The sequence below is a fragment of the Nocardioides sp. LML1-1-1.1 genome (assembly GCF_040676175.1).
Taxonomy (GTDB): Bacteria; Actinomycetota; Actinomycetes; order Propionibacteriales; family Nocardioidaceae; genus Nocardioides.
This window is the reverse complement of the sequence record NZ_JBEGHK010000009.1, coordinates 21,802-44,171: the sequence shown is the minus strand read 5'-3', so window position 1 is coordinate 44,171 and position 22,370 is coordinate 21,802. Positions and strand designations below refer to the sequence as shown.

Genomic DNA, 22,370 nt, shown 5'->3' with positions numbered 1-22,370 from the left:
ACTGTTCCCACCACCGATCGGGCTGGTGACGTGTACGACGCGACCCCGGACTTCGTCTACGCGGTCTCTCTGATCGCGGCACTGGAGGACGCGACGGGGCAGGACGGGCACGCCATGGTGCTGCCGTTCCTGGGTATGGCCCGCGCCGAGCTCACCGACTTCGGACAGCGACGTCCCGCCCGTTACGTGCCGGTGCAGATCGAAGACCTTCGATCCGGCCTGGCCGACCTCGAGCAGCGTCTGAGCGCGTTGCTCGCGGACTCGCAGGTCCTGCAGCACACCCTGCGCCTGGACTCGGCTCGCCGGCTGTTGCGCCGCGGCGTGGCCGCCGTCGCCTAGGAACAACCGCGAGGTCCACGGGGCCGGGTCGGCGAGGTCGCGGGCGACGTGTGTCCGATCTGGCGCCGCGGTGGTTGCTTCTCCGCGCATGACGAAACCGCTGCCGCGCGATGCGACCTGGACCGACTACGTCAACGCCCACGGTGGACCGGAGGCGTCGGGCTGGTGGGTCACTCTGCGTTGGTACGCCGACTCCGAGCACCCGCGCCCTGAGGTCGTCGGGCCCTACTCCTCCCACAGGCAGGCCGTGGCCGCCATGCAGGACTCGCTGCTCATCGACGGCTTCGCTGAGGACACCAACCGCGACGAGTGGCTCGATGACGTGTACGTGGACCCAGGTCCTGCGTCGATCGCCCGCATGTGCGTCGACTACGGGAACCGGGTGACGCTGATCGACCCCGGCGACCCGAACCACTTCGGCGACCTCGCCCCTGAAGGGACGGTCACCGCTCGCAGCGGGAGGTTGCAGGCAGGCGCACTGCACCCCTCCGGGTCGCAGAAGAACGGCCCGGCCGTAGGTGAAGGTCCGGCGCCGGCGGACCGCTCCCCCGGCCCACCGGGCGTGTGAGTCGCCACTTCTCCACAAGCAGTTCCGCCGCGGTGTCCGATCTGGCGCCGCGGCGGTTGCTTCTCCGGGCATGGCAATGACTTGTCCGCACCAGCGAGTGGCCGGCGACCCGCGATGACGGTCTCGACCTACGGCGAGCACGCCGAGAACGCGGCCCAGGCACTCAACCTCCTGATCCGTGAAGACGTGATCCCGGCCGATGAGCACGCGGTCGACCAGCTTCTGCACTGTCGTGAGGCCGCGGTCGACGCGCTCCGTCAACGGCTCTACGACGTCGGTCAGGACAGCTGGTACCCGCCGCCGGATCATCTTCCGGCACGTACACCGAAGCCAACGCTGGCGGGGTTGGACGAGAAGCTGGCGAACCTGGTGGACAACATCGCCTTCGCCCTGCCCACGCTGACACTCGACGAGCGCCGACCGCACGCGGAATACCTCACGCCAGCCTCGGAGGACCCGACGGTCGAGGCGTGGCGGATGGCGGCGATCGAGCTGATGTCGGCTTCCCATGCACTGTCGGCGGCCGAGGAACAGCCGTGGCTTACCGATCCGGGGGCCGGCTGGTGGGTGATGCGCGACGTGGCGGTGGCCCTGGAGGCGGTCCTGGTGCTCGACTCCCGCCTCGAGGAGGTGGGGCTGCTCGCCGAGCATCAGCGACCGGAGTTCGCGATGGGGCTGGACGAGAAGCGGATGGTGCTCTCCCAGGCCGCGCGGGTCGCGACCTGGCATGCCACGAGCGCGAGCCCCGAGGAGGCCACGCCCCGGCTTCGCCAGGCGCCTCCGTCGACCGTCGTTGAGCCGGTGTCCCTGGTCTCCACGCCCGCCGATCTCGCCGCCGCGCAGCAGCGGCTGGCGCGTTTCCTTCGCCCGATGCTCGCCTCCGACGCGTTCTACGCCGGCGAGGCGGAGATCACGGCCGACTCCGCACGGCAAGTCACGGCCAGCCAGCTCTACCTGTGCCGGGCGTTCGCGGAGGCCGCCACCCAGTCGACCAAGACCAGCATGTTCGCGGCGTTCTTCTCCGAACGTGCCGAAGTGCTGGAGGCGCTTCAGCCCCAGATCAGCCACCTCGCCGACGTCAGGGCCGACCAGGAGCCGAACACGCGCCGGTTCTGGCAGCAGAGCGAGCTCACCACCGCGGTGGCCCGGATGGAGGACAACGAGGTACCGATCAAGCTGCAGCCCACGCAGATGGTCGAGCTGGCCAAGGCAACCCACGAGGTGACTCACAACTTGGGCAAGGCGCTGCGCCGCGAGCTGCTGCGCGGCAACAGCAACCTGATCGATGCCCACCCACGGCACCGCGACGGTCCGGTCCGGGTGGGCCGCCGGTCGCGGCTGGAAACCACGCTCACCGACCTAGTGAACCTCCCCGCCCCCAGCGAGCCGGTGGCCCGGTACAGCAACCCGCTGCAACGGGCCGCCCTCCAGCAGTCATTGAACCTGACCCCCACCGCGCCAGCCAGGCCACCCACGCCGTTCCCGGCGGCTCGTAGCGCCACCTACGGCGCGCCGGCCTTCTAACAACTCCACAGCTTGCCCGGCCCCGTCAACGCCGTCGGTCTGCGGCGAAGGGCACCCACAATCCCTGCACTCCGAGTCTCCCGGGGAGGTGTACCTGCGGGGCCGGGCACACACCACTCCCTACCGAGCTACAGGAGCAGCAGAGATGAGCCAGCACCCGACCCGTCAGGCGCCTGCCGCCGCGCCCTCCCCTGTCGAGGAGGCTCCGTGGCGTGACGATCCGGACTATCCGCACCGGATCGAGAACCACGTCAAGGTCTACCTCCACCTCGAGCAATCCTCGACACACCCGGTGATCGCAGCACAAGACAGTGCGCCCCCTGGGACCCGTGTCTACCGCCGCGACGCCGCTGGCCGAGCGCAGCACGGAACGGTGACCGGCTGGACCACCGATGGGACCTGCGTCTTCCTGTCGTTCGACCAGGGCGGAACGTACTCGGGCCCCACGTTCCAGTCGCTCTTTCTCGCCGAGAACGGCGAAGGGCACGCCGGCGTCGGCAGATGGGCCGTCTCGAGCGCGACGGTCGACGGGTACCCCCTCGACGGTGTCGAGGACGGCCACTACTGCGACTACGAAGGGCACCCGCCGGGAGCGCGGCCCGACTGGGACCGCCAGCACCGAGACGCCGCGGACGTGCACCTGCCCACCGCGGAGGAGCTACTGCCCCTGCTCGCCGCCGCGCTGGGCAGGAGCGTCGACGGGCCCACCCTCGAGCAGGTCCGTGCGGCCTCCGACCTGCTCGCTGAACATGCCCAATGGCGGGCGCAACGAGCCGAGCTCTCTGCCGGCGAGTCGGTCGGCGACTTCCCTGCCTCGGAGAACTGGCACGACAGCGATGACGCTGGATGCGACCTCGCCGACCGCGCCATCGCCCTGCTCGCGGAGGTGACCGGCCAGATCAGCCCCGCAAATCAGCCGGCGGCGCCGGCCACTCCATCGGGCCTCTCGCTGATGCGCTCGGCGCTCACCGCGTCACCGGACACACCATCGCCGCAGCCGAGCCCTCACTCGACCTCGACGTCCCGCCGACCTCCGGTCCGGCCCGCTGAACCACGCACGACAGGCGACCCAACGACGTAAGGAGTCCTGATGTCCGACGATCCCCGATTCACCGACCCGGTCGCCGCCGTCGACCACATCCGCCGCCTCGCCCGGGAGGCCGCCGCGACCGAGGGGTATCACGCGGCCGCGGACGCGGCGATGAATGCGCGACGTGAGTACCGGATCATGCCGCTGAAGCGGAGCGAGGCGGCGCCGGACCGGCTCGCGACCTGGGACGCGGTACGGCTCGAGACAAGGTCGCTCGTTCCGATGGCGATGGGCGGCAGCAAGGAGCACGCTCTCTTCGACGAGCGTGTCGCAACTCCCGGTGGCCAGCCTCTCCCCCAGCAGCCCGGGTGGGCTCCGGACCCGGCGGCCGCTCTGCAGGCTGCCGCGCTGCGGGCGCAGCACACTCCTGGACGCTCCCAGCCTCAGGCCAGCTCGCAGGGCCAGTCACCCGACCGGGCCCCGCGACGATGAGCCACTCCCCCGTCCGGTGACCCGCGCGCTGCCGCTGTTCCGGTTCGACAACTGCCCGCGTCGATGAGCTGGGGAACGCGGTGCTGCCGCACCGGCCCACCAACGGTGCGCCTTTAACGGCTCTTCACAATCCGGGGTGTAGTTGCGATCTGAAGCCGCCGGTCTCCAGCAGGCTTCTGGCGATGTAGTTGGTGAGGTTGCGGAACCCGAGGGCTGAGCCGCGTAGGTGTTCGAGTCGCCCGTTGATCGCTTCGGTGGGGCCGTTGCTGGTGCCGGGCCGGTCGAAGTAGGCGAGCACGTCGTCGGCTCGCTTCTTCAGGGTGCGTCCCAGCGTGATGATCTCGCTGAGCGCGGCCGGGACACCGCTGCTGATGGACTCGATCAGCTTGCTCATCATGGCGCGGCCGCGTGCTCGGTCGGGTTCGCGGTAGGCGGCGATCATCCGCTGGTAGATCCCCCAGGTCGCCTCGACCTCGACGTGCTCGTCGGCGGCGAAGAGCGCGGCGAGTCGGTCCTTCTGCTTGTCGGTGAGCAGCCCGGATCCGGTGTGCAGCGTGCGGCGCGCCGTGTAGAGGGGGTCGCCCTTGTGGCCACGGTGACCGTGGATGGCTTGCTGGACCCGGCGTCGGCAACGATCGAGTGCGTCGCCGGCCAGGCGGACCACGTGGAAGGGATCCATCACCGCGACGGCGTCGGGTAGCTCCTCGGCGGTGGCGCTCTTGAAGCCGGTGAACCCGTCCATCGCGACGACCTCCACGCCCTGGCGCCAGGCCTGCGGACGCTCGCTGAGCCAGGTCTTGAAGACCTGCTTGGAGCGGCCCTCGACCATGTCGAGCAACCTGGCGGGGCCGGTGCCCTCGCGGATCCCGGTCAGGTCGATGATCACGGTGACGTACTTGTCGCCGCGTCTGGTGTGGCGCCACACGTGCTCGTCGACGCCGAGGACCTTCACGCCGTCGAACCTGGTGGTGTCGTCGATCAGGACCCGCTTGCCCTCAGCGAGGACGGCGTCGTTGGCTGTGTTCCACGCGACCCCGAGCCCTTCGGCGACCCGGGCAACGGTGAGGTGAGCCAGCACGATCGATTCGAGTGCCCACCGCAGCCCGCGACGCGACAGCTTCGAGCGGGGCTCGGCTGCGCGGGTGGTGTCTTGGCGCCACACATGCCCGCAGGCGCCGCATCGATAGCGGCGGATCGTGACGAGCAGCGTCGTGGGTCGCCAGCCGAGCGGCTCGTGGGCCAACTGTCGGGTGACCGTGCCACGCGGGATCCCTTCGCAGCCACAGCGGCGACACCACTGGTCGGGTTCGAGGACCCGGCAGGCGAGGACCGCGCGGTCAGGCTCGAGGCGCTGACCGGTGACGACGAGGCCGAGCTCGTCGAGGCGGCAGAAGGTGGACAGGTCGGGGTGGGCGAACGCATGCGAGCGCTCGCCGACGGTAGCGTCGGGCACGTCGGGGTCTTCCAGATGGTGAGCGTGAGAACTTCCATCTTCGGGAGGCCTCGACGTCTATCCCGGGACCGCCACGCCAACGCCCGCTACACCCTCAACTGTGAAGAGCCCCTTTAACCGAAAGCATCCTTGCGATTGTCGACTATCCTAGAAGTGTTGCTTTCGGTATCAGGTTGAATGGGTGGTGGAGGATGAAGCGGCCGAGTCCAGCGAAGGTGGGTCTGGCGGCCGAGCGGATCGGCTCGCATGTCGTCACCTGGCGCCGCCTGCTTGGCCTGACTGCCGAGCAGGTTGCTCAGCGGGCGGGGATCTCTGCCCCGACACTACGCAAGCTCGAGCACGGTGATCCCTCGGTGACGTTCGAGACCTACCTCAACGTGCTACGCGCCCTGGGTCGGCTCGACGACGCAGTGTCCGCGCTCGACCCGTACGAGACCGAGCTCGGCCGCGCGCGTGCTGATCAGGTGCTGCCGAAACGGGTGCGACGCTGATGGACACCCAGCTGGAGGTCGATCTGGACGCGGGCGGGCAGGCCGTCCACGTCGGCACCGCTCACTTCACCCGCCGCGGCCGCGCGGTCACGACCACCTTCACCTACTCCCCCGCCTACCTGGCGCGGCCAGACGCCTACGCCGTCGACCCGGCTCTGCCGCTCGACGTGGGCCGCGGTCACACCACCGGGCTGCCTGGCGCGTTCGCCGACAGTGCCCCCGACCGATGGGGTCGTCGGCTCATCGAGAAGGTCTGGGCGGGTCACGCCTCGATCAGCGAGGTCGACTACCTCGTGGGCGTCTCGGACCACTCCCGGCAGGGCGCCCTTCGCTACCGCCGCCCCGACGGCACCGCCTACGTCGCCGACGGGCACGAGATCCCACGGCTGGTCGACCTCGGCCGGCTGCTGCACGCCTCCGACCAGCTCGCTCGCGGCGGCCGCCGACATGACGAGGACGAGATGCACGCGGTACGTGAGCTCCTCGACGTCGGTGGCACGACCCTCGGCGGTGCCCGCCCGAAGGCCTCGGTGATCGATGCCGACGGAGCCCTGTCCATCGCGAAGTTCCCGCACCCGGGCGACGAGTGGGACGTCATGGCGTGGGAGAAAACCGCGCTGGACCTCGCCGAAAACGCGGGACTCGACGTTCCAGCCCGACACCTGACGAAGATCGAGGGCCGCAGCGTCCTGATCCTGCGCCGCTTCGACCGCGACACCGACGGGGGCCGGCTGGGCTATGCCAGCGCCATGACATTGACCGGTCTCAGCGACGGCGCCTCGGCCGACTATCTGGACCTCGCCGCGGCGATCGCAGATCACTCCGCCCGACCCGACGCCGACCTGGCTGATCTGTGGCGGCGGATGGCAGTCTTCACCGCGATCCACAACATCGACGACCACTTCCGCAACCACGGCTTCCTTCACTCCCCCGGCGGCTGGATGCTCGCGCCGGCGTTCGACGTCAACCCGAATCCGGATCCGAACCAGGCCCGGGCAACCTCGATCAGTGGCGCAACCTCAGCATCCGAGGAACGCGAGGCACTCCTTCAGGCCGCGCCCTACTTCGGGATGACGGCCGATCGTGGCGTCGAGGTGCTCACCGAGATCGACGCCGCCGTCGCGTCGTGGCGCACCATCGCCGCCGGTAACGGCATCCCCGAACACGAGCAGCGTCTGTTCGCGGATGTCCTCCCCCACCCACCACGGGCCGGCGGCGGCCGCACGGCACACCGGTCCGCCGCCCTCCAAGCTGGTGCCCTGGAGGCCCCGGGATCGTCAGCAGCCGACACCGCGACGGGACCCGGGTTACTCCCCCGGCGGCCTGGGTCGTTCAACATCTGATCGCCGGTTCCGCGGCCCGCTTCCAACTCAGTGGTCATGCCCTGTCACACAGGCCTCATCAGACGCGCTAGAACGGCCCTCTGCCCGCCGAACAGGGTTGCGGCGGGCAAGACCACGCCTCACGAGGCCAACGCACGAGAGAGCCTGCTTCCGGGTCAGGCACTACTGCGCCGCACTGCCGCGCAGCGTTGCCGCAGACCACTACCGCACGCCACTACCGCGCCGCGATGGTGAGGCGAGGTGCCGCGCCGCGTCAGTGGGCGGCGGTGGCGCAGGCGCGGGCCGCTCTCACCATTGCAGGGTGGCAACGCCGGGCGGTGGTTCTCCGCATTACTTACGCGCGGTGGTGGCACGCATTGCCGTGGGCAATGGTGCCTCGCGGCGCCGCGTCGCCGTGGTGGTCCGCGTCACCGCAGCGCACCCCCGCACGAACGTAACGCGCTGCGATGGTGCCCGCACTACCGCACCGCGCTACCGCGTGTCGCTACTGCGTTGCGGTGGTGCGCTGCGGGATGATCGGACGCGTTCCTAGTCCTGGATTTCGCACAGAGAGGCTCTTCCCCCAATGGCCTTGACCCAAGATGTGCTCAGCCGAGTCATCGCGTTCGCAAACGGCAAGGGGGGCGTCGGCAAGACGTCCACATCAGCCAATTTTGCCGGCCTGAGCGCGGCCGCGGGCTGGCACACGCTCTTCATCGAGTTCGACGCGCAGGGCGATGCCGGCGACGATCTCGGCTACAAGCACACCCCGGACAACGACCGCGGCGCCCACATGCTTGAGGTCCTCGACGCTCACCAGCCGCTGAAGCCGGTGCTGCGCGAGATCCGCCCGAATCTCGACGTCATTCCCATGGGCCGGGACGCGCTGAAGGACATCGAGGACGTCCTGTTGGGCAAGGAGCGCCGCGGCACCGAGTACCGGTTGATGTTGGCCGAGGCGCTGGCGCCGTTGGCACGCGATTACGACCTGATCGTGATTGACACGCCTCCGACCCGGCCGATCATCTTGCAGTTGGTCCTGGGTGCGACGAGGTGGGTCGTCGTCCCCACCAAGAGTGACCGGTCCAGCATCGGCAACCTCGCAGAGCTGGCCGCCGAGCTCACTGAGGTGCGGCAGGCAAATCCGCATGTCGAGGTTCTCGGGGTGGTCCCGTTCGACTTCGACACCAGCGGCGCCCGCATCCGACGCAACGCCGTCGAGGACATCAACGCGGTGCTCGACGGGGCGTCGAGCTTGTTCCTGGATCAGGAGGGCGAGGTCATCACGATTCGCCATTCCAGCGCTGCGGTCGACGCCCGCAACGCCGGCAAGCTGGTGCACGAGCTCGCGGAGATCGCGAAGGAGGAAGAGGCCGGCGAGCCGTGGTGGAAGGCTCTCCGGGAGGGGCGGCGACCGGAACGCATCCCGGGCAGCGTCGGCGGACTCGCCGATGACCACCTGCTGCTGACCAATGCGATCTTGACCAGGATCGACAAGCTCGAGTCGGCGAACCGGGCGGAGGCCAGCGCGTGAGCCGCCGCGAGCCGATGGCGCCGATCGCAGGCTTGAAGAAGCCCACGGACCTGCCTGCCCCGAGCGCCCGACCCCAGACCTTGCAGGTGGTGCCTGCGCCGAGCCCGGACCCGACGCCGGAGGAGTCGCAGGACCTCGCCACGACGCCTTCCCCGGCGACGGACACGGCGCGAGCGACAACGAAGGCCGAGTCGGGATCCAAGCAGCAAGGTCGGTCCCGCAAGCCGCGCACGGAGAAGGCGCCGGCCCGCAGTGCGAGCGCGGACACGATGAAGCCTGTTTCGGTGTCGGTGCCCCTGACGATGGCGGAGGCGTGGCGGGACCGGGCGAAGCGGGACCGGACGTCGCAGGTGGACGTGCTGCTCGACGCTCTCGTGGCACATCAGGCCGAGTTGACGGACCTGGTGGCGGCTCGGGGCGAAAAGCCGACGGTGAGCGACGGCCTGTTCGACCGGACCCCGGGCGCGAAGGGGGAGCGGTTCGTCGGGGTCTCGTTGCGGATCAAGGCGGGCAACCTCGAGGTGATCGATCAGTTGACCGACAAGCATGGCGCCGACTCGCGGTCCCAGCTCGTGGCAGCGGCCCTGTCGGCGTACCTCAGCTGAACACTGGAGGGGAGTGCACGGTGAGCGCAGGACTCGATGAGACGACGACGCGGGCGCGGGTCGGCCATGCGCGGCGCCCCTTGGGCAAGCCGTGTCGGGCCTGCGGGTCGACCAGCACCTGGATCGAGTGGCGCCGCGAGGACCACACCGGCGGGCCGGACGGAGCGGGGGAGTGGCCGTACGCCGTCTGCCAGGCCTGCGGTCACGCCGCGAAGGGAAGGCTCACGCAGTCTCCGCCGCAGTCTCCGCCGGCGGCGCCGACCCGGTCAGCAGAGGCGGCACCTTCGGCTGAAGCGGCCACCGACGACCAGGCGGAGGCTGGTGGCCAGCCGCGGAGCGGAAGGCCACCTCGCCCGAAGGCGTCCGACGAGCGGGTCGGGCAGCTGCTGCAGGCGGCCGGATACAACCGGGCGATCACGCCGGAGGTCCTCGATGCGCACCGCCGGTTCGCGACGCATGCCGGGAAGCCGGGACTGCCTCGGTGGAAGGCGGCGGTGGCGCTGCTCAACGGCGCCCAGGGCCGCGACGAGGTGCCGCACGTGCGGGAGATCTACGCCGAGGAGAAGCGGCGCAGGGATGTGCAGCGGAAGCGGGCCGCCCAGCGCCGGCAGCGGGCCGGCGAGCTGGCCGACGAGCACGCCGGGGCCGCCCGTGCGTATGTCGCGAGGGTGTGGGCCGAAACGGGGGAGGGGCCGACTTGGCGTGAGTTGGCCTCCGCTCTTGGCGTTGAGGGGCCGCTGGCGTCGGCGATGATCGACACGCTTCACCGCCGTGGGGTGCTCACCTCTACCCAGGTGCCCCGCTCTCTCGCCGTGACGTCGGGCCTGTCCGACGGCGGGTGACGCCCCCAGGCGGACTGGCCTGGGGCGGCGGGTTGGCGGCCCGGGCTGGCTACCGGGAGGGGCGCCGCGGCGGCGGGCTGGCGGGAGGATCGTGCGGGGGGACGGCCGGGGAGTGGTCGGGGCGGAGAGCTACGGCCGGGTGACCGCCTCCGATCTCCTTGGCGCGGACCCAGTCGGCGAAGCCGGGGATGGTGAAGCGGAGGATGCCGCGGCGGGGCGCCTCGATGATGCCCTTGCTGATGAGGCTGCGCCGCGTCATGCCGAGGGCTTCGGTGTCGACGCCGAGCTCGGCCGCTACGGCGCCGCGTTCAACCTCGGTGTCGGTGAGGTTGGCCATCGCGCTGAGCATGTCTCGTTCGGCCTTGGTCGCTATTTCCCATCGGGCGCGAAACAGTGAGGCCAGGTCGGCGTCGCTGGTGGCCCGGCCGTCGTTGAGGTGGGCGAGGGTGAGGGTGTCTCCCTCTTCGGGCTGTGCGGCGTCCCAGGTTGCTGAGCCGATGATGTGCAGCGACTGCGGGTAGCCGCCGGCCGCGGCGACGGCTTCGGTGAGCGCGTCGTCGTCCCATCGGACGTTGAGTTGCTCGGCGGGCTCGACGAGCACAGCGCGGGCGGCGGCCTGGTCGAACTCGCGAAGGACGAACTCGTGCGTGCGCTCGCCGAAGGTGGCGGCACGTGTCAGGTAGGCCTTGGTTTCGGGCAGGCCGGCGCCGACCACCCCGAGAGGGAACTTCTCGCGTTCGCCGTCCATGTTCTGCACGGCGTTGAGGAGTACTGCAGCGTCGAGGACGGCTCGCGGATCTGGCTCGTATTCGCGTTCGCGACGCGACAGCAGCGGCGCGTGCAGCTCGTCGATGATGATGAGCAGGCCGGCCCCGCCCGCGTCGCGTACGAGGTTCGACGCGCGGTGGAGGAAGTCCTCGAGCGGCCCGACCAGGGCGGGGGAGCCGTCGGCGGCTTCTTCGGTGCGGGTGATCTTGGCTGAGACCTTGGCGAGGCCCACGCCGACCTCGACGCCGATCTCTTGGAGTTGGTGGCGTCCGACCTTGGGCAGTTGCTCGGCCGCGCTGAGGGATCGGGTGACACGGTCGACGACGTCGGCGAGGAAGGGCTGGTGTTTGAGGCCGGACGCCCAGGCGACGACGAACCCGGATTCATCCGCCTGGGCCTGCATGTCGCGCATGAGGGAGGTCTTGCCCAGTCCTCGCGGGCCGGTCGTGACGGCGAGTGGACCCATCATCTCCCCGTAGGCGACCACGCGCGCTAGTCGGTCGCGGAGGCGTCGGCGCTCGGTTTCGCGCCCGACGAATACCCGTGGGCGGCCGCTCGGGGTGTAAGGGTTGGGGATCACTGGCCGAACTCCCTACTGTTGGTTACAGAGCGGTGGAACTGTAACGCCGGGGCGGCGTTCTTTACAGAACGACCCGCCGAGGACACACCCTGCTAGCCGGCGACCTGACGTTGATCCTGTTCGAGAAGGTTGCCCTGGCGTTCGAGGAACGCCGCATCGCGTTCGGCCGCGCCGTCGGGGAGCACTGCTGTCCGCTCCTCGTCAGGCGTCCCGGGCCGCTCGTCCAGGGCAGGCGTGGTGAGACGTTGCGCGGTGAGGCCGTAGCGGAGCCTGTGGCGGTCCCACGAGGCGACGGACGCGCCGCGTTCGGCGGGGGAGAGGTCCTGGAAGCGTTGCTTGCGTTCGAGGCTCCGTGCGACGTACTCGTCGGCCGGGAGGTTGCGTAGCCAGAGGTGGTAGGTCTCGAGCTCGTCGAGACCGGAGCGGATGCGTCGCTCGGCGAGACGGGCCTTCAGCGCGGCCTGCTGGCTGATCGACATCTGCTCGAACTCCAGCCGCTTGGTCGCGGCACGCTCTGCCTGGGCGGCGGGGGAGAGGTGGTCCCACCAGGCCTTCTCCTTCGCCCTCTGCACCTTGATCGCGCGTGCCCGGCCGGCGGTCCAGCTCGACGTCGTGCCGGCGCGGTACGCGGCGCGTTCGGCTTCGATCGTCTCCAGCTGGCGGGCGTACGCCGCGGCCGCGTCCCGTTCGACCTGGACCGATCGAGGTCGTGTCGCTGCCTGCCAGTGTCCATGCTCGTCGACCCGGACCATCCCCGCCTTGCTCAGCGCCACCAGTGCGGCCTTCGTGGTCGAGCGCTGGGACTTCGACGGCTCATCAGCCCGGTCCTCCACCAGTCCTGCCTTCACTGCCAAGTCAGCCAAGTCCAGGGGCCCCGGGCTGGTCAGCAGCGCGCGCCAGAGGGCGTGGCTTGTCCGGGGGAGGAGGACCCAGAGGCCGCGGGGCGTGGGGGGTGGGTCAAACACAGGTGGGGGGATTTGCCGTCCCTCCCGGAGCGGAGCGGAGTTGATTTCGAACTCATAGCTGGTCGAGTCCCGCTCTGTCGGGGACAGGCAGTCGGTGTGCAGGGTGCCGAGACGGCCGTTGAGCCGGGCGAGAGCGGCGCGGACGGTCTTGCGGTCACCCAGGCCCGTGTCGAGGAGCAGATCCCGCTCCGGGCAGGGGACCCGCAGCTTCCCCTTACGCAGCACCCGATCGAGCAGCTGGTGTCCGACCAGCAGCAAGGCGGCACGCTGACGGGCCGGGACGGTCCACTTCAGCTGGTCCAGCTCCTGGCGGGCGGCCGCGACGGCCTCGAGGACCTCGGCCGGCGGCGCTTCGACCTGCTTGGGCTTCTCAGGGGTGGTGTTGAACTCGCTGGCGGAGCGGACGAGGTCGTTCCATACGTAGCCGAGCCACCACGAGTAGCCCTGGTGCTTGGCCTTGGTCATCGCGGTCGGGTGCGACTCGCGGATGATCCGCCAAGCCATCTCCGGGTCGCCGATCGCCCACACCATCTCGCGGGTGCAGGCCGCCTCGACGAGGGACCGGTCGACCTCGACCGCCGTGCGGGTCTTCGTCGCGCCGGCGGCCCACGACCCGGCCGGGATCTCGCCGGTCAGCAGGTAGTTGCGCCACTCAGTGCGGAGCTGGCGCTTCCACCGCTGCAATGCCAGCGGCACCACCAGGCCCGAGCCGGCCGCCGCAGCAGCGGACTTGTGGCCACCGTTCGTGGGCTTCACCTTGACGCGGGGCCGCAGCGGCGAGGCGGCGGGCGGATCCGGGAGCAGCCGCTTCAGGCCCCGCAGCGCCTCACGGAGGTCGCCCTTCGGCCTGGTCACCGCACCGAAGCGGTGAGGTGAGGACAGGGGGCGCACAGCGTCGCGCAGGTCAAGCTCGCCGCGCGGAACCTTCACGCCCTCAGCCAGGGCGACGAGGTAGTCGCTGACCGCGGCCGCGAACCCGGTCCGGGCAGCGGCGGGGGCGTAATGGAAGTCGGGGTGGGCGAAGAAGATGTGCCAGCGGCCCTTCGCGCCACCGGAGGGTCGCTCCAGCACCCAGCAGTCGCGCCGGGACAACCAATCGGAGACCTCAGCCGCCAGGAAGTCACCGAGCGGGCCGGGAACGTCGACGTCGATCACACCGACGCCGTCACGCAAATGGCCCACCAGTGCGGCGATCCGGCCCTTGCCGACCAACTCGAGCCCGTCGACCAGCGACGGCACCACGGTCCGGGGGACAGCAGTGTTGCCGGAGTCGATCACCAGCCACTGGGACGCGTCAGGGTTGAACAGGTGCTCATCGAGCGCCAGCAGTCCCGGCGGGACACGCCGACCTGCATCAGGGTGTGCGGCATCGCCATGCGACGCCGGTACAGTTACCGGCAACAAGTTGCTCTACCTCCTTTCAGAGGCACCCCGGTCACCAGCGCCAACTGGTCCCGGTCATCACCAAGACGGTCAGGTCCCGCGCCAACGGGGCCTTTCGTCATTTCTGGGCCTATGGGCCGTCCCGAACGCTGCCGGCCTCGACCACCGCCTTCCGTGCTCGCAGGGGCAGGAAGCTCATAGGCCAGGCGCCTCGCGCCGGTGCCGCGAGCAGGACTCGCTTCTCGTCACCAGCACGAGCGGTGGCGGGCGGCTGCGTTCGCGCGTCGACACGCCAGCGCGGGAATGACCTCCGCGCCACGTGGACCTGCTCTACAGTGGGCAGCACAACACCTCCTCGTGAGGATCAGAACTTTCATTGCGAATCCGGGCGGCAACCCGGTGAAGCTTCCGACTAGGCCCCGTTCCAGCGGGGCTTTCGTCGTTTTCAGGGCACTGCCCTGACCCGGTCATCCGGTCATCGGCAGCTGCTCTCCGGCCTCAGAGGCCTTCGCCCAGGCCCTGAGGGCCTTCTTCATCACCCTTGGCTCGAAGGGGACGTCGTGGAAATCGCAGATCGCCTTGGCGATGTAGTCGCTGAGCGAAACACCCATGTCCTCGGCCTCGTCCTTCACGATGGAAGCGGCCCTCATCGGGACCTTGGCGATGAACTGAACTCGGCCATCACCAACCGCCGGGGGCTCGGCGTGGTTGACGACGTCGCCGGTCGGCAACTCCATCGGCACATCGACATGGCGACAGATCACGTAGGCGAGGTAATCGGTGTAGTAGCAACCGAGCGCAACAGCCTCGGCCCGGACTCTCTTACCTGCGAGCTCCGGAACGCGCGTCATGAACGTGTGGCGTTCACCCTTGGATTTGCGACCCATAGGAATATCCAACCGGCTGGCGACCCGAGCCCGCCGCAAGCAGCGGTCTGCGGCGTGTCGCAAAATTTCTGAAATAGGGCCGGTCGGGATGCCGGGGGCCTGGCATGTGTCCCCGGCGGTCTGCGAACCCGTCACGCGAACAACAGCAACACCAGCAACACGGGATCGGACACTTGCCCCGAGATTCTGTCCCACCCCCGCGTCGCCCCTACTGATCCTGCTCTGGATCAGGCAGGGGACGACCAGCGACGTAGTCGAGCCAGATGCGCCCGACCTCCTCGGCGCGGGCTAGATCTGTCGCCCACAGCACGACCCTGCCCTTCGCGCGTCGGTCGCCTCGCGGATGGTCAGCGGTGACCAGGCCCATGTCCTCGAGTACAGAGAGGTGACGCCGCACCACGCGGGGGTCCGCGGCGATCACCTCTGCCAGCTCCGTGGCGCTCATCGCCCGGAGTGAGAGATGCCGCAGGATCTCGGTGCGCGCACTGTTGCCAGTCGCGTCGATGATCGCCAGCACCCCCTCGGGCATCCTGGGCGGCTTCGACAGACGTGGCACGCGCTGCATTGTGCCGGACCCCGAAACACGCCGAACTCTTTTCGTTATGACGGATATTTAGCGTCCGTCATGTGTCATGCTCAGGGTAATGCAGATCAGAACCCGATGGTGGGAACCACGGGTCACGCCTGGTGCGTCGGACTTGGCGACGCAGCGGACAATGGAGGCCCCCGGTTCGGGCCGGGGCGGGAAGGGCGCTGGTCTTGGGGATGCGTCAGCAGAGACGACGACCGGGGAAACAGACACCCCGGTGGACACCGGTGCGCCCGACTCCGCCGTCGCTGTCCCGCGTAGAGACGCCCCCGCTGTCCCGCGGCCAGCCGCCGGCAGCGGCCGATTCGCCGCACCCAGTGCCCCTTCTGACGCTGGCGACGCCCATCTGAGGCGCTTGATCGCGCGTCCCGAAGATTGTTCGCCGCCGGTGTCCGATCTCATCCATCGCCGGTTGCCTTCGCTGTTAGAGAGCCGCACCCAGAGGGAAGGACTTCACCTTGAACCCGACTCGCAGTACGGCGCGGTCGGCAACCCGTCGGCCATGTCGTCAAGACTGGTGCCCAAGGCCCGTGCATCGGGCGACTCGGGCTCAGGAAGGACGCTCATGAAGCGCACTCTGATCGCTGCCATCGCCCTCGCGATGGCCGGAACACTCTCCAGCTGCGGCGACGACGAGCCGAAGGCGGACCCGACACCAACGAAGTCAGCCTCGCCCTCGAGCTCGGCCACCACGACGCCAGAGCCCACGTGGGACGACAAGTACACCCCCGCACAGCTCCAGCGATACCGCGCCGCGCGCGACCGCTGGCTGGAGTTCTGGCGCTTCTACACAGAGGCCGCACGGAAAGGCGTGGACACCCCCGGCGTGAGGTCGGGGTTCGAGCAGTACTCCATGTCTCCGCTGGGGGAGTACTCGAACTTCCTGGACACCTACGTTCGTGGCGGAGCGCGGATGGAGGTTGCTCCCGAGGTCTTGTGGACCAGCGCCGCCAAGATCGGGAAGGACACCGTCGACTTCAGGTACTGCCTCGACAACACCAACATTCGAATCACGGTTGACGGGAAGGTAACGCCGCAGAAGAAGCCGTACCTCGTTGAGCGCACGATCCGGATGCGGAAGACGTCCAAGGGCTGGTTGAAGGAGCGGTACCTAAACGACGAAGAGGTGAAGACGTGCACGCCGACCGCACCGTGACCCGTGGTGCCCTGACGAGTTTCAGCGTCCTGGGCGTAGTTGCTGCGGTCCTTGCAGCCTTGACGTTGGTGTCTGTTGGACCTACGAGCACATCGTGGGCGGACGGCCCCGGCGAGTGCACCAAGTACGACCCGGAGACAGGTGCCTGCATCCAATGGGAGATTCCCGGCGACCCGTCGCCCACCCCCGGGAACCCCGGCGACACGGGCGGATCGGCATCGTGCCACGACAAGGATGGAACTGAGGTTCCGTGCACGAAGGACGGGTTGACCTGGTGGGGCGGCCCGCATTGGTGCTATGCCGAGCCGCAGAACCCCCAGGGTCCGCCTCCTCGTGGCCATGAGAACGAGAACGGCCAGTGGTGGACCTGTCAGACCGGTGCGAGCGGCACCGCAGTCAGCTACGCGGTCTGGTGGGTTACCGGAGGTGCGGCGCCGGTCGATGGCGCCGCGGTCGCCCGCCAGTTGGTGGTGACGATCCCGTTCGAGCTGGCTGACGCGAAGATCGCGCCCCCGCCGACCTATCACACCTACATCTCGTACAAGAACTGGCTGTGGATCGAGTCGGGGCAGTGGCACACAGTGACTGCGAGCCAGTCGGTGCGAGGGGCGACGGTGACTTTGACGGCGACTCCGTCCTACGTCGAGTGGGACATGGGCAACGGCGACACGCAGTCGTGTGTCGGTCCGGGTCGCGAGTGGGTGAAGGGGATGCCCGAGAACGCTCCGACGAACTGCTCCTACTCCTACGACGAGATGGAAGACCCCAAGGGCGATACGTGGACCGTGTCCGCGCAGATCAGCTACACGCTCGCGTGGACGTGCACGGGCAACTGTGGCGGCGCGACCAGTGGAGACCTCGGCTCGCAGCTCGCCGCAGCCGGTGACTCGACGACGATCACGGTTTACCAGCGCCAAACGGTCAACAAGAACGGCGGATGACAAAGTGACCTCTCTGGATTCTCGGACCTCGAGCCGCGCCAACGACCCGCGTGCGGCACCTCTGCCGGGTGGCCTGCCTAGTGCAGGCTCGCTGTCGAAGGCGGTGTCGAAGGCGCCGCGCAAGTACGGGCAGATGCTGATCAGCGTCCTGGTCGTGATCGCGGCTGTGATCGCGGGCGGGTGGCTCTACGTCAACAAGGGCGGCGTGGAGGAGGTGTTGGTGGTTGCCCAGCCGATTCCGGCCGGGCACCCGATCACTGAGGACGACGTCCGCACCTCCAAGGACCCGCTGCTGGTCTCGCGCAGTGTCTCCGGGATCGACGGGGCGATCCCGGTCTCCGAGGTGGACTCGGTGTTCGGGAAGCGCACCACGGTGGCACTGCTCCCCGGTCAGGTGCTGACCGAGGACTCGCTGACCAGCGACCTTCTGCCGCAGACGGGCAAGCGACTGATCGCGGTGAATCTCCCGGCCGGTCGCGTGCCGGACACTCTGGCGCCCGGCTCGGTGGTCGACGCGATCGCGGTGCCGCAGGAAGGCCAGTCGGGCGACCCGAAGACGCTCGACGACCCAACGGTTATCTCCGCCGGCGCGACGGTCTACTCCTCGAAGAAGTCCCAGGACGGCACCGTGGTGGTGACGATCCTGATCTCGGAGACCGACGCGAGGACGGTGGCAGCGTATGGGGCGGTAGGGCAGCTGACGCTGCTGCAGGCCCCGATCACCGAGGGTGACCCGGCTGACTCCGCTCCTCAGGACGACAGCGCTACCGGAGGGCAGGGCTGATGCTGATCGCTGTGTGCTGCGACCGCGGCGCCCCCGGGTCGACGACGACGTCGCTGGCACTGGGTGTCTCGACACCGGAGCCGACGATCGTGGTCGAGACCGACCCCTATGGCGGTGACCTGGCGCTGCGGTGCGTCGCACCCGGTGGCCATGGTGAGGCGTTCCCACCCACTCCGACGGTCCTGACTCTCGCGACCGAGGCTCGCACGTCGGTGACCCCCGGTCTGGCGGCCAGCAAGGCCCACGAGTTCACAGGCTCGACGCGGATCGTGCCGGGTCACTTCTCGGCCGAGCAGGCCGCCGGTGTGAAGAACTGGGCTCCGCTGGCGGAGGCGTTGCGGGCCTCCGCATCGCGGGTAGTTGCCGACCTGGGGCGGATCCACTCCAGTTCGCCGACGATCCCCGTTGCGGCTGCCGCCGATGTGATGGTGATGGTCACCCGCCCGGAGGTGGGTGCGGTGATGCACCTCAAGGACAGGCTGGAGCGGCTCGCTCCGGTTCTGGCGAACATCCGCAACGCCCCTCCGGTGGTGGTTCCGGTGGTGGTGACGTCGAAGCGGCAGGCCGGCGGGGTGGTCGCGGAGGTCGGTCGGATGCTGGCGCCGAGCAACGCCGCCGGCGTCATCGCCGGCATCGGGTGGATCGCGCTGGACCCCACAGGGGTCGAGGCGATGCACGCCGGCCAGGTCGGCGGCAAGAACGCGCGTTCGCCGCTGTTGAAGTCGGCTGGCGTCCTCAACGACCAGATCAACCAGGCCGCTGATCTCGGGCCGTACGGCGCGCATGCTGCCGCAGCGGTGGACGCATACGCCGGCCAGGGGGGAGAGGCGTGATGGAGAGCAACGGAACCAGCTCGAACGGCCGGGGCACGCACGTGAACGGGATGCACCTGAAGCAGCTCGTTCCGGTCGACCAGGTACTGGTCAAGCGTCTCCAGTCGCGCGTGGGTGCACGTCGCGGGAAGGCGTTGGAGGAGTTCCGCCGCAACGGCCAACCGGTCCCCAAGGGGGAGGACGCCCGACAGCACACCGAAGCGCTGTTGGCTTCGGTTCTGACCGAGTACGAGTCCGACCTGGTCGAGGACGGCCGTACCCCGTTGGAGGAAGACGCCCGGGCTCGGCTGGAGGCCGCGCTCAAGGCGCAGCTGTTCGGGGCGGGCAACCTCGACCAGCTGCTGGAGGATCCCGAGGTCGAGGACATCGTGATCAATAGCTGGCAGAACGTCTTCGTCACCTACGCCGACGGCAGCAAGGCACAGTTGCCGCCCGTGGCCTCCTCAGACAAGGAGCTGGAGGAGATCGTCAAGACGATCTCGGCTCACGACGGCCTGTCCACGCGTCCTTTCGACCTGATCAACTACAACGTCACCCTCAGGCTGCACGACGGTTCGCGCCTTCACGCGGTCCAGGGAGTGAGCGCCAACGGGTTGTCGATCTCGATCCGCAAGCACCGCCACAAGAGGGCGACCCTCCTTCCGGTCCCCGGGCTGGCCGAGCGGGAGGCCGCAGCCGGCGTGCCGGCGTCGTTGCGCACCAAGGACCTGCTGAGTGAGGGGACCGTTGATCACGACCTCGCGGCGTTCCTGTCCGCGCTGGTCAAGTCGCGTCAGAACATCATGGTCGCCGGAGCCGTGAGCGCGGGGAAGACCACCCTCGTGCGAGCGCTGGCCTCCGAGATTGACCCGATTGAGCGGCTCATCACTGTGGAGCGGTCGATCGAGCTCGGGCTGCACGAGGACCCTGAGCGTCACCCCGACATCGTGCCGCTCGAGGAGCGGCTGGCGAACGTTGAGGGGGAGGGCGCGGTATCGCTGGCTGACCTGGTCCGCAACTCGCTGCGGATGAACCCCTCGCGGGTGATCGTGGGCGAGGTCTTGGGCGATGAGGTCATCACGATGCTCAACGCGATGGCCCAGGGCAACGACGGGTCGCTGAGCACGATTCACGCGAACTCCTCACGCGACGTCATCGGAAAGATCCAGACCTACGCCCTGCAGGCAGAGGAGCGACTGCCGTTCGATGCAACCAACGGCCTGATCGCGAACGCCCTGAACTTCATCGTGTTCCTTCGCCGGATCCGTACCGAGGATGGTCGTCAGCGCCGCATCGTCGAGTCGATCCGTGAGGTTGCCGGACGCGATGAGGACGGGGTGAAGACGACCGAGCTGTGGAAGTTCAACAAGGCCACAGGCCGCACGGAGTTCACGCGGAAGGCGATCATTCGCGAGGAGGCCCTTCTCGATGTCGGCTGGGACCCCGACGGCTCGACGGACCTGAACAGGTTTGTCGAGCCGAGCGGCAACCCCGGAGATGAGGGGTGGCGGATCTAATGACGCTCTTCATCGGCTGCGTCCTGGCGGTCTGCCTCGGCATCTTCGGGATCATCCGCACCGCCCGCGGCAAGAACCTGCTCCCGGCGCGGGTGACCACGGCCCGGCGCAAGGTTGCCGATCCCCAGCAGACGGCCCGGCAGGTCACGATCGCGCTGATCGTCGGCGTCGTCGTCGGGATCTTGACCCGCTGGCCGGTGGCCGGACTGATGGCGGTCGCCGTGGTGATCTTGTGGCCGAAGCTCGCGCGCTCGGGTGCGATCGAGAAGCACAGCGTGGCCAAGATCGAGGCGATCGCGAACTGGACCGAGTCGCTGCGCGATGCGGCAGCCTCCGAGTCGGGTCTGGAGCAGGCGCTGCCGGCCACCTTGGACGGTGCGCCCGCGCTGCTGCGCCGGCCGCTGCGGAACCTGGTCAACGCCCTGGACCTGCGTACGCCTCTGCCGGTCGCGTTGGCTCAATTCGCCGACGAGGTCGACGACCGGGGCGCCGACAAGGTCGTCATCGCCCTCTCGCTGACCGCACAGCAGCGTGCCGGAAGCCTCAAGCGGGTGCTCACCACGCTGGCCTCCAATACCCGCGCGGAGCTCGAGATGCGCCGCAAGGTGCTCACCGAGCGCAACGGCGTACGCCGGCAGTCCAACCAGGTCGCGCTCGGCCTGCTCGCGCTGGCCGGGCTGCAGGCAGTCTTCCTGCGCGGCTGGGTCGAGCCCTACAGCACGGTGTACGGCCAGATGGTCCTCGCAGTGCTGGCCGCGGTCTACGTGGGCCTACTGGTGCGGCTGCAGCGTCTGGCCGCACCTGAGCCGCACCCACGGTTCCTGTCCGGGGCGGACGCTCTGGCACAGGCCACGGGTCGGGAGGTGGCCTGGTGATTCCGATGCTGATCGTCTCCGCGGTGGCGGGCGTCGCGCTGCTACGGCTCCACCGGCTGGCGTTCCCCGCCGCACCGCCGCTGGCCGACCAAGCGGCCCGGTGGGAGCGGGCACGCGCCCGGGCCGGCCGACGTGCCCGCCTCGACATCGCCGCCGAGGACCAGACCTGGTCGAAGAGGGCGGCGGAATGGTTCGCAGAGCATCTGCGCAACCGTCGGCCCGACGACGTGCAGACCTACGAGCGCGACCTCGCCGTCACAGGTCAGCCGATGGAGGAGTGGCTGGCCAAGCTCTTGGTGTGGTTCCTGATCGGCCTTCTCGGCCCGGTCGCGCTGGTGCTGCTCGGCAACGGCGCCGGGCTGGGTATCCCGATGCTCATCGCTCCCGCCCTGGGGCTCGCGAGTGCCGTGGTCGCGGTCATCGGCGAGGTCCGGCAGCTGCGGGAAATCGCCGGCAAGCGCCGCGAGGAACTGTGCGACGCGCTCTCGGACTTCCTCGACCTGGTCGTGATGTCGATGGAGGGCGGCCGCAGCCACGCCGACGCGCTGCCCACCGTGGCGCAGATCGGCACCGGCTGGGCCTTCCACACCCTGTACGACGCGATCGACAACGCTCGACCCAACGGCATGACGCCGTGGGAGGCGCTCGGCGAGGTCGGTGAGCGCTTCGGCGTCGTGGAGCTGATCGACCTCTGCGCCTCGTTGAACCTGGCCCAAGACGAGGGCACCAGCATCCGCAACACCCTCATCGCCCGCGCTCAGTCGATGCGCGATGCCCGACTGGCCGATTCCTACGCCCGTGCGAACAAATCCACCGAGGCGATGCGCAACAACTTGATGGTCATGGCCCTCGTGGCCGCCGCCTACGTGATCCTCGCCCGCGTTCTGTTCCTGTTCTCCGCCTAGTACCCACG

General features: G+C 69.1%; 22 protein-coding genes. 17 read left to right on the top strand and 5 right to left on the bottom strand.

Annotation, left to right across the window (positions count from 1 at the left end; all coding sequences use genetic code 11):
* Window positions 1-30 precede the first annotated feature (30 nt).
* The 5 genes from MRBLML1_RS22710 (at window position 31) to MRBLML1_RS22690 (ending at window position 3,953) form a co-directional block, all read left to right on the top strand.
* The gene (locus MRBLML1_RS22710; RefSeq protein WP_364520410.1) at window positions 31-339 is read left to right on the top strand and encodes a hypothetical protein; all 309 of its coding nucleotides are present in this window, start codon (window positions 31-33) and stop codon (window positions 337-339) included.
* Between the two features lie 88 nt (window positions 340-427).
* Window positions 428-907 (top strand): hypothetical protein, encoded by a 480-nt coding sequence (locus MRBLML1_RS22705; protein WP_364520408.1) that lies wholly within the window; start codon window positions 428-430, stop codon window positions 905-907.
* Window positions 908-1,021: 114 nt separating this feature from the next.
* Window positions 1,022-2,431, top strand: coding sequence for a hypothetical protein (locus MRBLML1_RS22700; protein ID WP_364520406.1), 1,410 nt, complete (start codon window positions 1,022-1,024; stop codon window positions 2,429-2,431).
* A gap of 145 nt (window positions 2,432-2,576) precedes the next feature.
* Complete coding sequence (locus MRBLML1_RS22695; protein ID WP_364520404.1) at window positions 2,577-3,512, top strand: hypothetical protein; 936 nt, start codon at window positions 2,577-2,579, stop codon at window positions 3,510-3,512.
* Between the two features lie 9 nt (window positions 3,513-3,521).
* Window positions 3,522-3,953, top strand: a complete 432-nt coding sequence (locus MRBLML1_RS22690) for a hypothetical protein (protein WP_364520402.1) — start codon at window positions 3,522-3,524, stop codon at window positions 3,951-3,953.
* 124 nt (window positions 3,954-4,077) lie between these two features.
* Here MRBLML1_RS22690 and MRBLML1_RS22685 read toward each other — a convergent pair whose 3' ends face one another.
* On the bottom strand, window positions 4,078-5,406 hold the full coding sequence (locus tag MRBLML1_RS22685; protein WP_364520400.1) for an ISL3 family transposase: 1,329 nt from the start codon (window positions 5,404-5,406) through the stop codon (window positions 4,078-4,080).
* Between the two features lie 215 nt (window positions 5,407-5,621).
* Between MRBLML1_RS22685 and MRBLML1_RS22680 the strand changes: the two genes are divergently transcribed.
* From MRBLML1_RS22680 to MRBLML1_RS22660, 5 genes are all read left to right on the top strand, one after another.
* Entirely contained in the window at window positions 5,622-5,897 is a 276-nt protein-coding gene (locus MRBLML1_RS22680; RefSeq protein WP_364520398.1) for a helix-turn-helix domain-containing protein, read from the top strand.
* Entirely contained in the window at window positions 5,897-7,240 is a 1,344-nt protein-coding gene (locus MRBLML1_RS22675; RefSeq protein ID WP_364520396.1) for a type II toxin-antitoxin system HipA family toxin, read from the top strand. Before MRBLML1_RS22680 ends, MRBLML1_RS22675 begins: the two co-directional genes overlap by 1 nt.
* Window positions 7,241-7,805: 565 nt before the next feature.
* Window positions 7,806-8,753: a ParA family protein gene (locus tag MRBLML1_RS22670; RefSeq protein WP_364520394.1), complete on the top strand. Its 948-nt coding sequence runs from the start codon at window positions 7,806-7,808 to the stop codon at window positions 8,751-8,753.
* A complete protein-coding gene (locus MRBLML1_RS22665; RefSeq protein WP_364520392.1) occupies window positions 8,750-9,358 on the top strand; it encodes a hypothetical protein in 609 nt (202 codons plus the stop codon). The genes MRBLML1_RS22670 and MRBLML1_RS22665 overlap by 4 nt, the downstream gene beginning before the upstream one ends.
* 20 nt (window positions 9,359-9,378) lie before the next feature.
* The gene (locus tag MRBLML1_RS22660; protein WP_364520390.1) at window positions 9,379-10,200 is read left to right on the top strand and encodes a hypothetical protein; all 822 of its coding nucleotides are present in this window, start codon (window positions 9,379-9,381) and stop codon (window positions 10,198-10,200) included.
* Window positions 10,201-10,249: 49 nt separating this feature from the next.
* Here the strand turns inward: MRBLML1_RS22660 and MRBLML1_RS22655 are convergent, their stop codons facing one another.
* The 4 genes from MRBLML1_RS22655 to MRBLML1_RS22640 form a co-directional block, all read right to left on the bottom strand.
* Window positions 10,250-11,548 (bottom strand): AAA family ATPase, encoded by a 1,299-nt coding sequence (locus MRBLML1_RS22655; protein ID WP_364520388.1) that lies wholly within the window; start codon window positions 11,546-11,548, stop codon window positions 10,250-10,252.
* A gap of 92 nt (window positions 11,549-11,640) precedes the next feature.
* Window positions 11,641-13,791: a hypothetical protein gene (locus tag MRBLML1_RS22650; protein ID WP_364520385.1), complete on the bottom strand. Its 2,151-nt coding sequence runs from the start codon at window positions 13,789-13,791 to the stop codon at window positions 11,641-11,643.
* 572 nt (window positions 13,792-14,363) lie between these two features.
* Window positions 14,364-14,783, bottom strand: a complete 420-nt coding sequence (locus MRBLML1_RS22645) for a hypothetical protein (protein ID WP_364520383.1) — start codon at window positions 14,781-14,783, stop codon at window positions 14,364-14,366.
* A 208-nt stretch (window positions 14,784-14,991) separates the two neighbouring features.
* Window positions 14,992-15,348, bottom strand: coding sequence for an ArsR/SmtB family transcription factor (locus MRBLML1_RS22640; protein ID WP_364520381.1), 357 nt, complete (start codon window positions 15,346-15,348; stop codon window positions 14,992-14,994).
* A gap of 589 nt (window positions 15,349-15,937) precedes the next feature.
* Here MRBLML1_RS22640 and MRBLML1_RS22635 point away from each other — a divergent pair.
* From MRBLML1_RS22635 to MRBLML1_RS22605, 7 genes are read left to right on the top strand one after another with little or no spacing between them, the layout of a single operon-like run.
* Complete coding sequence (locus MRBLML1_RS22635) at window positions 15,938-16,528, top strand: hypothetical protein (RefSeq protein WP_364520379.1); 591 nt, start codon at window positions 15,938-15,940, stop codon at window positions 16,526-16,528.
* Entirely contained in the window at window positions 16,507-17,469 is a 963-nt protein-coding gene (locus MRBLML1_RS22630) for a hypothetical protein (RefSeq protein ID WP_364520377.1), read from the top strand. The genes MRBLML1_RS22635 and MRBLML1_RS22630 overlap by 22 nt, the downstream gene beginning before the upstream one ends.
* Window positions 17,470-17,473: 4 nt before the next feature.
* Window positions 17,474-18,253, top strand: a complete 780-nt coding sequence (locus MRBLML1_RS22625) for an SAF domain-containing protein (protein WP_364520375.1) — start codon at window positions 17,474-17,476, stop codon at window positions 18,251-18,253.
* Window positions 18,253-19,086: a hypothetical protein gene (locus MRBLML1_RS22620; protein ID WP_364520373.1), complete on the top strand. Its 834-nt coding sequence runs from the start codon at window positions 18,253-18,255 to the stop codon at window positions 19,084-19,086. Before MRBLML1_RS22625 ends, MRBLML1_RS22620 begins: the two co-directional genes overlap by 1 nt.
* Entirely contained in the window at window positions 19,086-20,582 is a 1,497-nt protein-coding gene (locus tag MRBLML1_RS22615) for a CpaF family protein (protein WP_364520493.1), read from the top strand. The genes MRBLML1_RS22620 and MRBLML1_RS22615 overlap by 1 nt, the downstream gene beginning before the upstream one ends.
* Window positions 20,582-21,457, top strand: a complete 876-nt coding sequence (locus tag MRBLML1_RS22610) for a type II secretion system F family protein (RefSeq protein WP_364520371.1) — start codon at window positions 20,582-20,584, stop codon at window positions 21,455-21,457. Before MRBLML1_RS22615 ends, MRBLML1_RS22610 begins: the two co-directional genes overlap by 1 nt.
* Before the next feature lie 5 nt (window positions 21,458-21,462).
* Window positions 21,463-22,362 carry a hypothetical protein gene (locus MRBLML1_RS22605; RefSeq protein WP_364520491.1) on the top strand — a complete coding sequence of 300 codons (900 nt, stop codon included), beginning with the start codon at window positions 21,463-21,465 and terminating at the stop codon, window positions 22,360-22,362.
* Window positions 22,363-22,370: the final 8 nt, after the last annotated feature.

Bases quoted from the DNA above. Each gene is read 5' to 3' on its own strand.
- MRBLML1_RS22705 (WP_364520408.1), top strand. From the start codon at position 428: ATGACGAAACCGCTGCCGCGCGATGCGACCTGGACCGACTACGTCAAC.
- MRBLML1_RS22700 (WP_364520406.1), top strand. From the start codon at position 1,022: ATGACGGTCTCGACCTACGGCGAGCACGCCGAGAACGCGGCCCAGGCA.
- MRBLML1_RS22695 (WP_364520404.1), top strand. From the start codon at position 2,577: ATGAGCCAGCACCCGACCCGTCAGGCGCCTGCCGCCGCGCCCTCCCCT.
- MRBLML1_RS22690 (WP_364520402.1), top strand. From the start codon at position 3,522: ATGTCCGACGATCCCCGATTCACCGACCCGGTCGCCGCCGTCGACCAC.
- MRBLML1_RS22675 (WP_364520396.1), top strand. From the start codon at position 5,897: ATGGACACCCAGCTGGAGGTCGATCTGGACGCGGGCGGGCAGGCCGTC.
- MRBLML1_RS22670 (WP_364520394.1), top strand. From the start codon at position 7,806: ATGGCCTTGACCCAAGATGTGCTCAGCCGAGTCATCGCGTTCGCAAAC.
- MRBLML1_RS22645 (WP_364520383.1), bottom strand. From the start codon at position 14,783: ATGGGTCGCAAATCCAAGGGTGAACGCCACACGTTCATGACGCGCGTT.
- MRBLML1_RS22640 (WP_364520381.1), bottom strand. From the start codon at position 15,348: ATGCAGCGCGTGCCACGTCTGTCGAAGCCGCCCAGGATGCCCGAGGGG.
- MRBLML1_RS22635 (WP_364520379.1), top strand. From the start codon at position 15,938: ATGAAGCGCACTCTGATCGCTGCCATCGCCCTCGCGATGGCCGGAACA.
- MRBLML1_RS22620 (WP_364520373.1), top strand. From the start codon at position 18,253: ATGCTGATCGCTGTGTGCTGCGACCGCGGCGCCCCCGGGTCGACGACG.
- MRBLML1_RS22615 (WP_364520493.1), top strand. From the start codon at position 19,086: ATGGAGAGCAACGGAACCAGCTCGAACGGCCGGGGCACGCACGTGAAC.
- MRBLML1_RS22610 (WP_364520371.1), top strand. From the start codon at position 20,582: ATGACGCTCTTCATCGGCTGCGTCCTGGCGGTCTGCCTCGGCATCTTC.
- MRBLML1_RS22605 (WP_364520491.1), top strand. From the start codon at position 21,463: ATGCTGATCGTCTCCGCGGTGGCGGGCGTCGCGCTGCTACGGCTCCAC.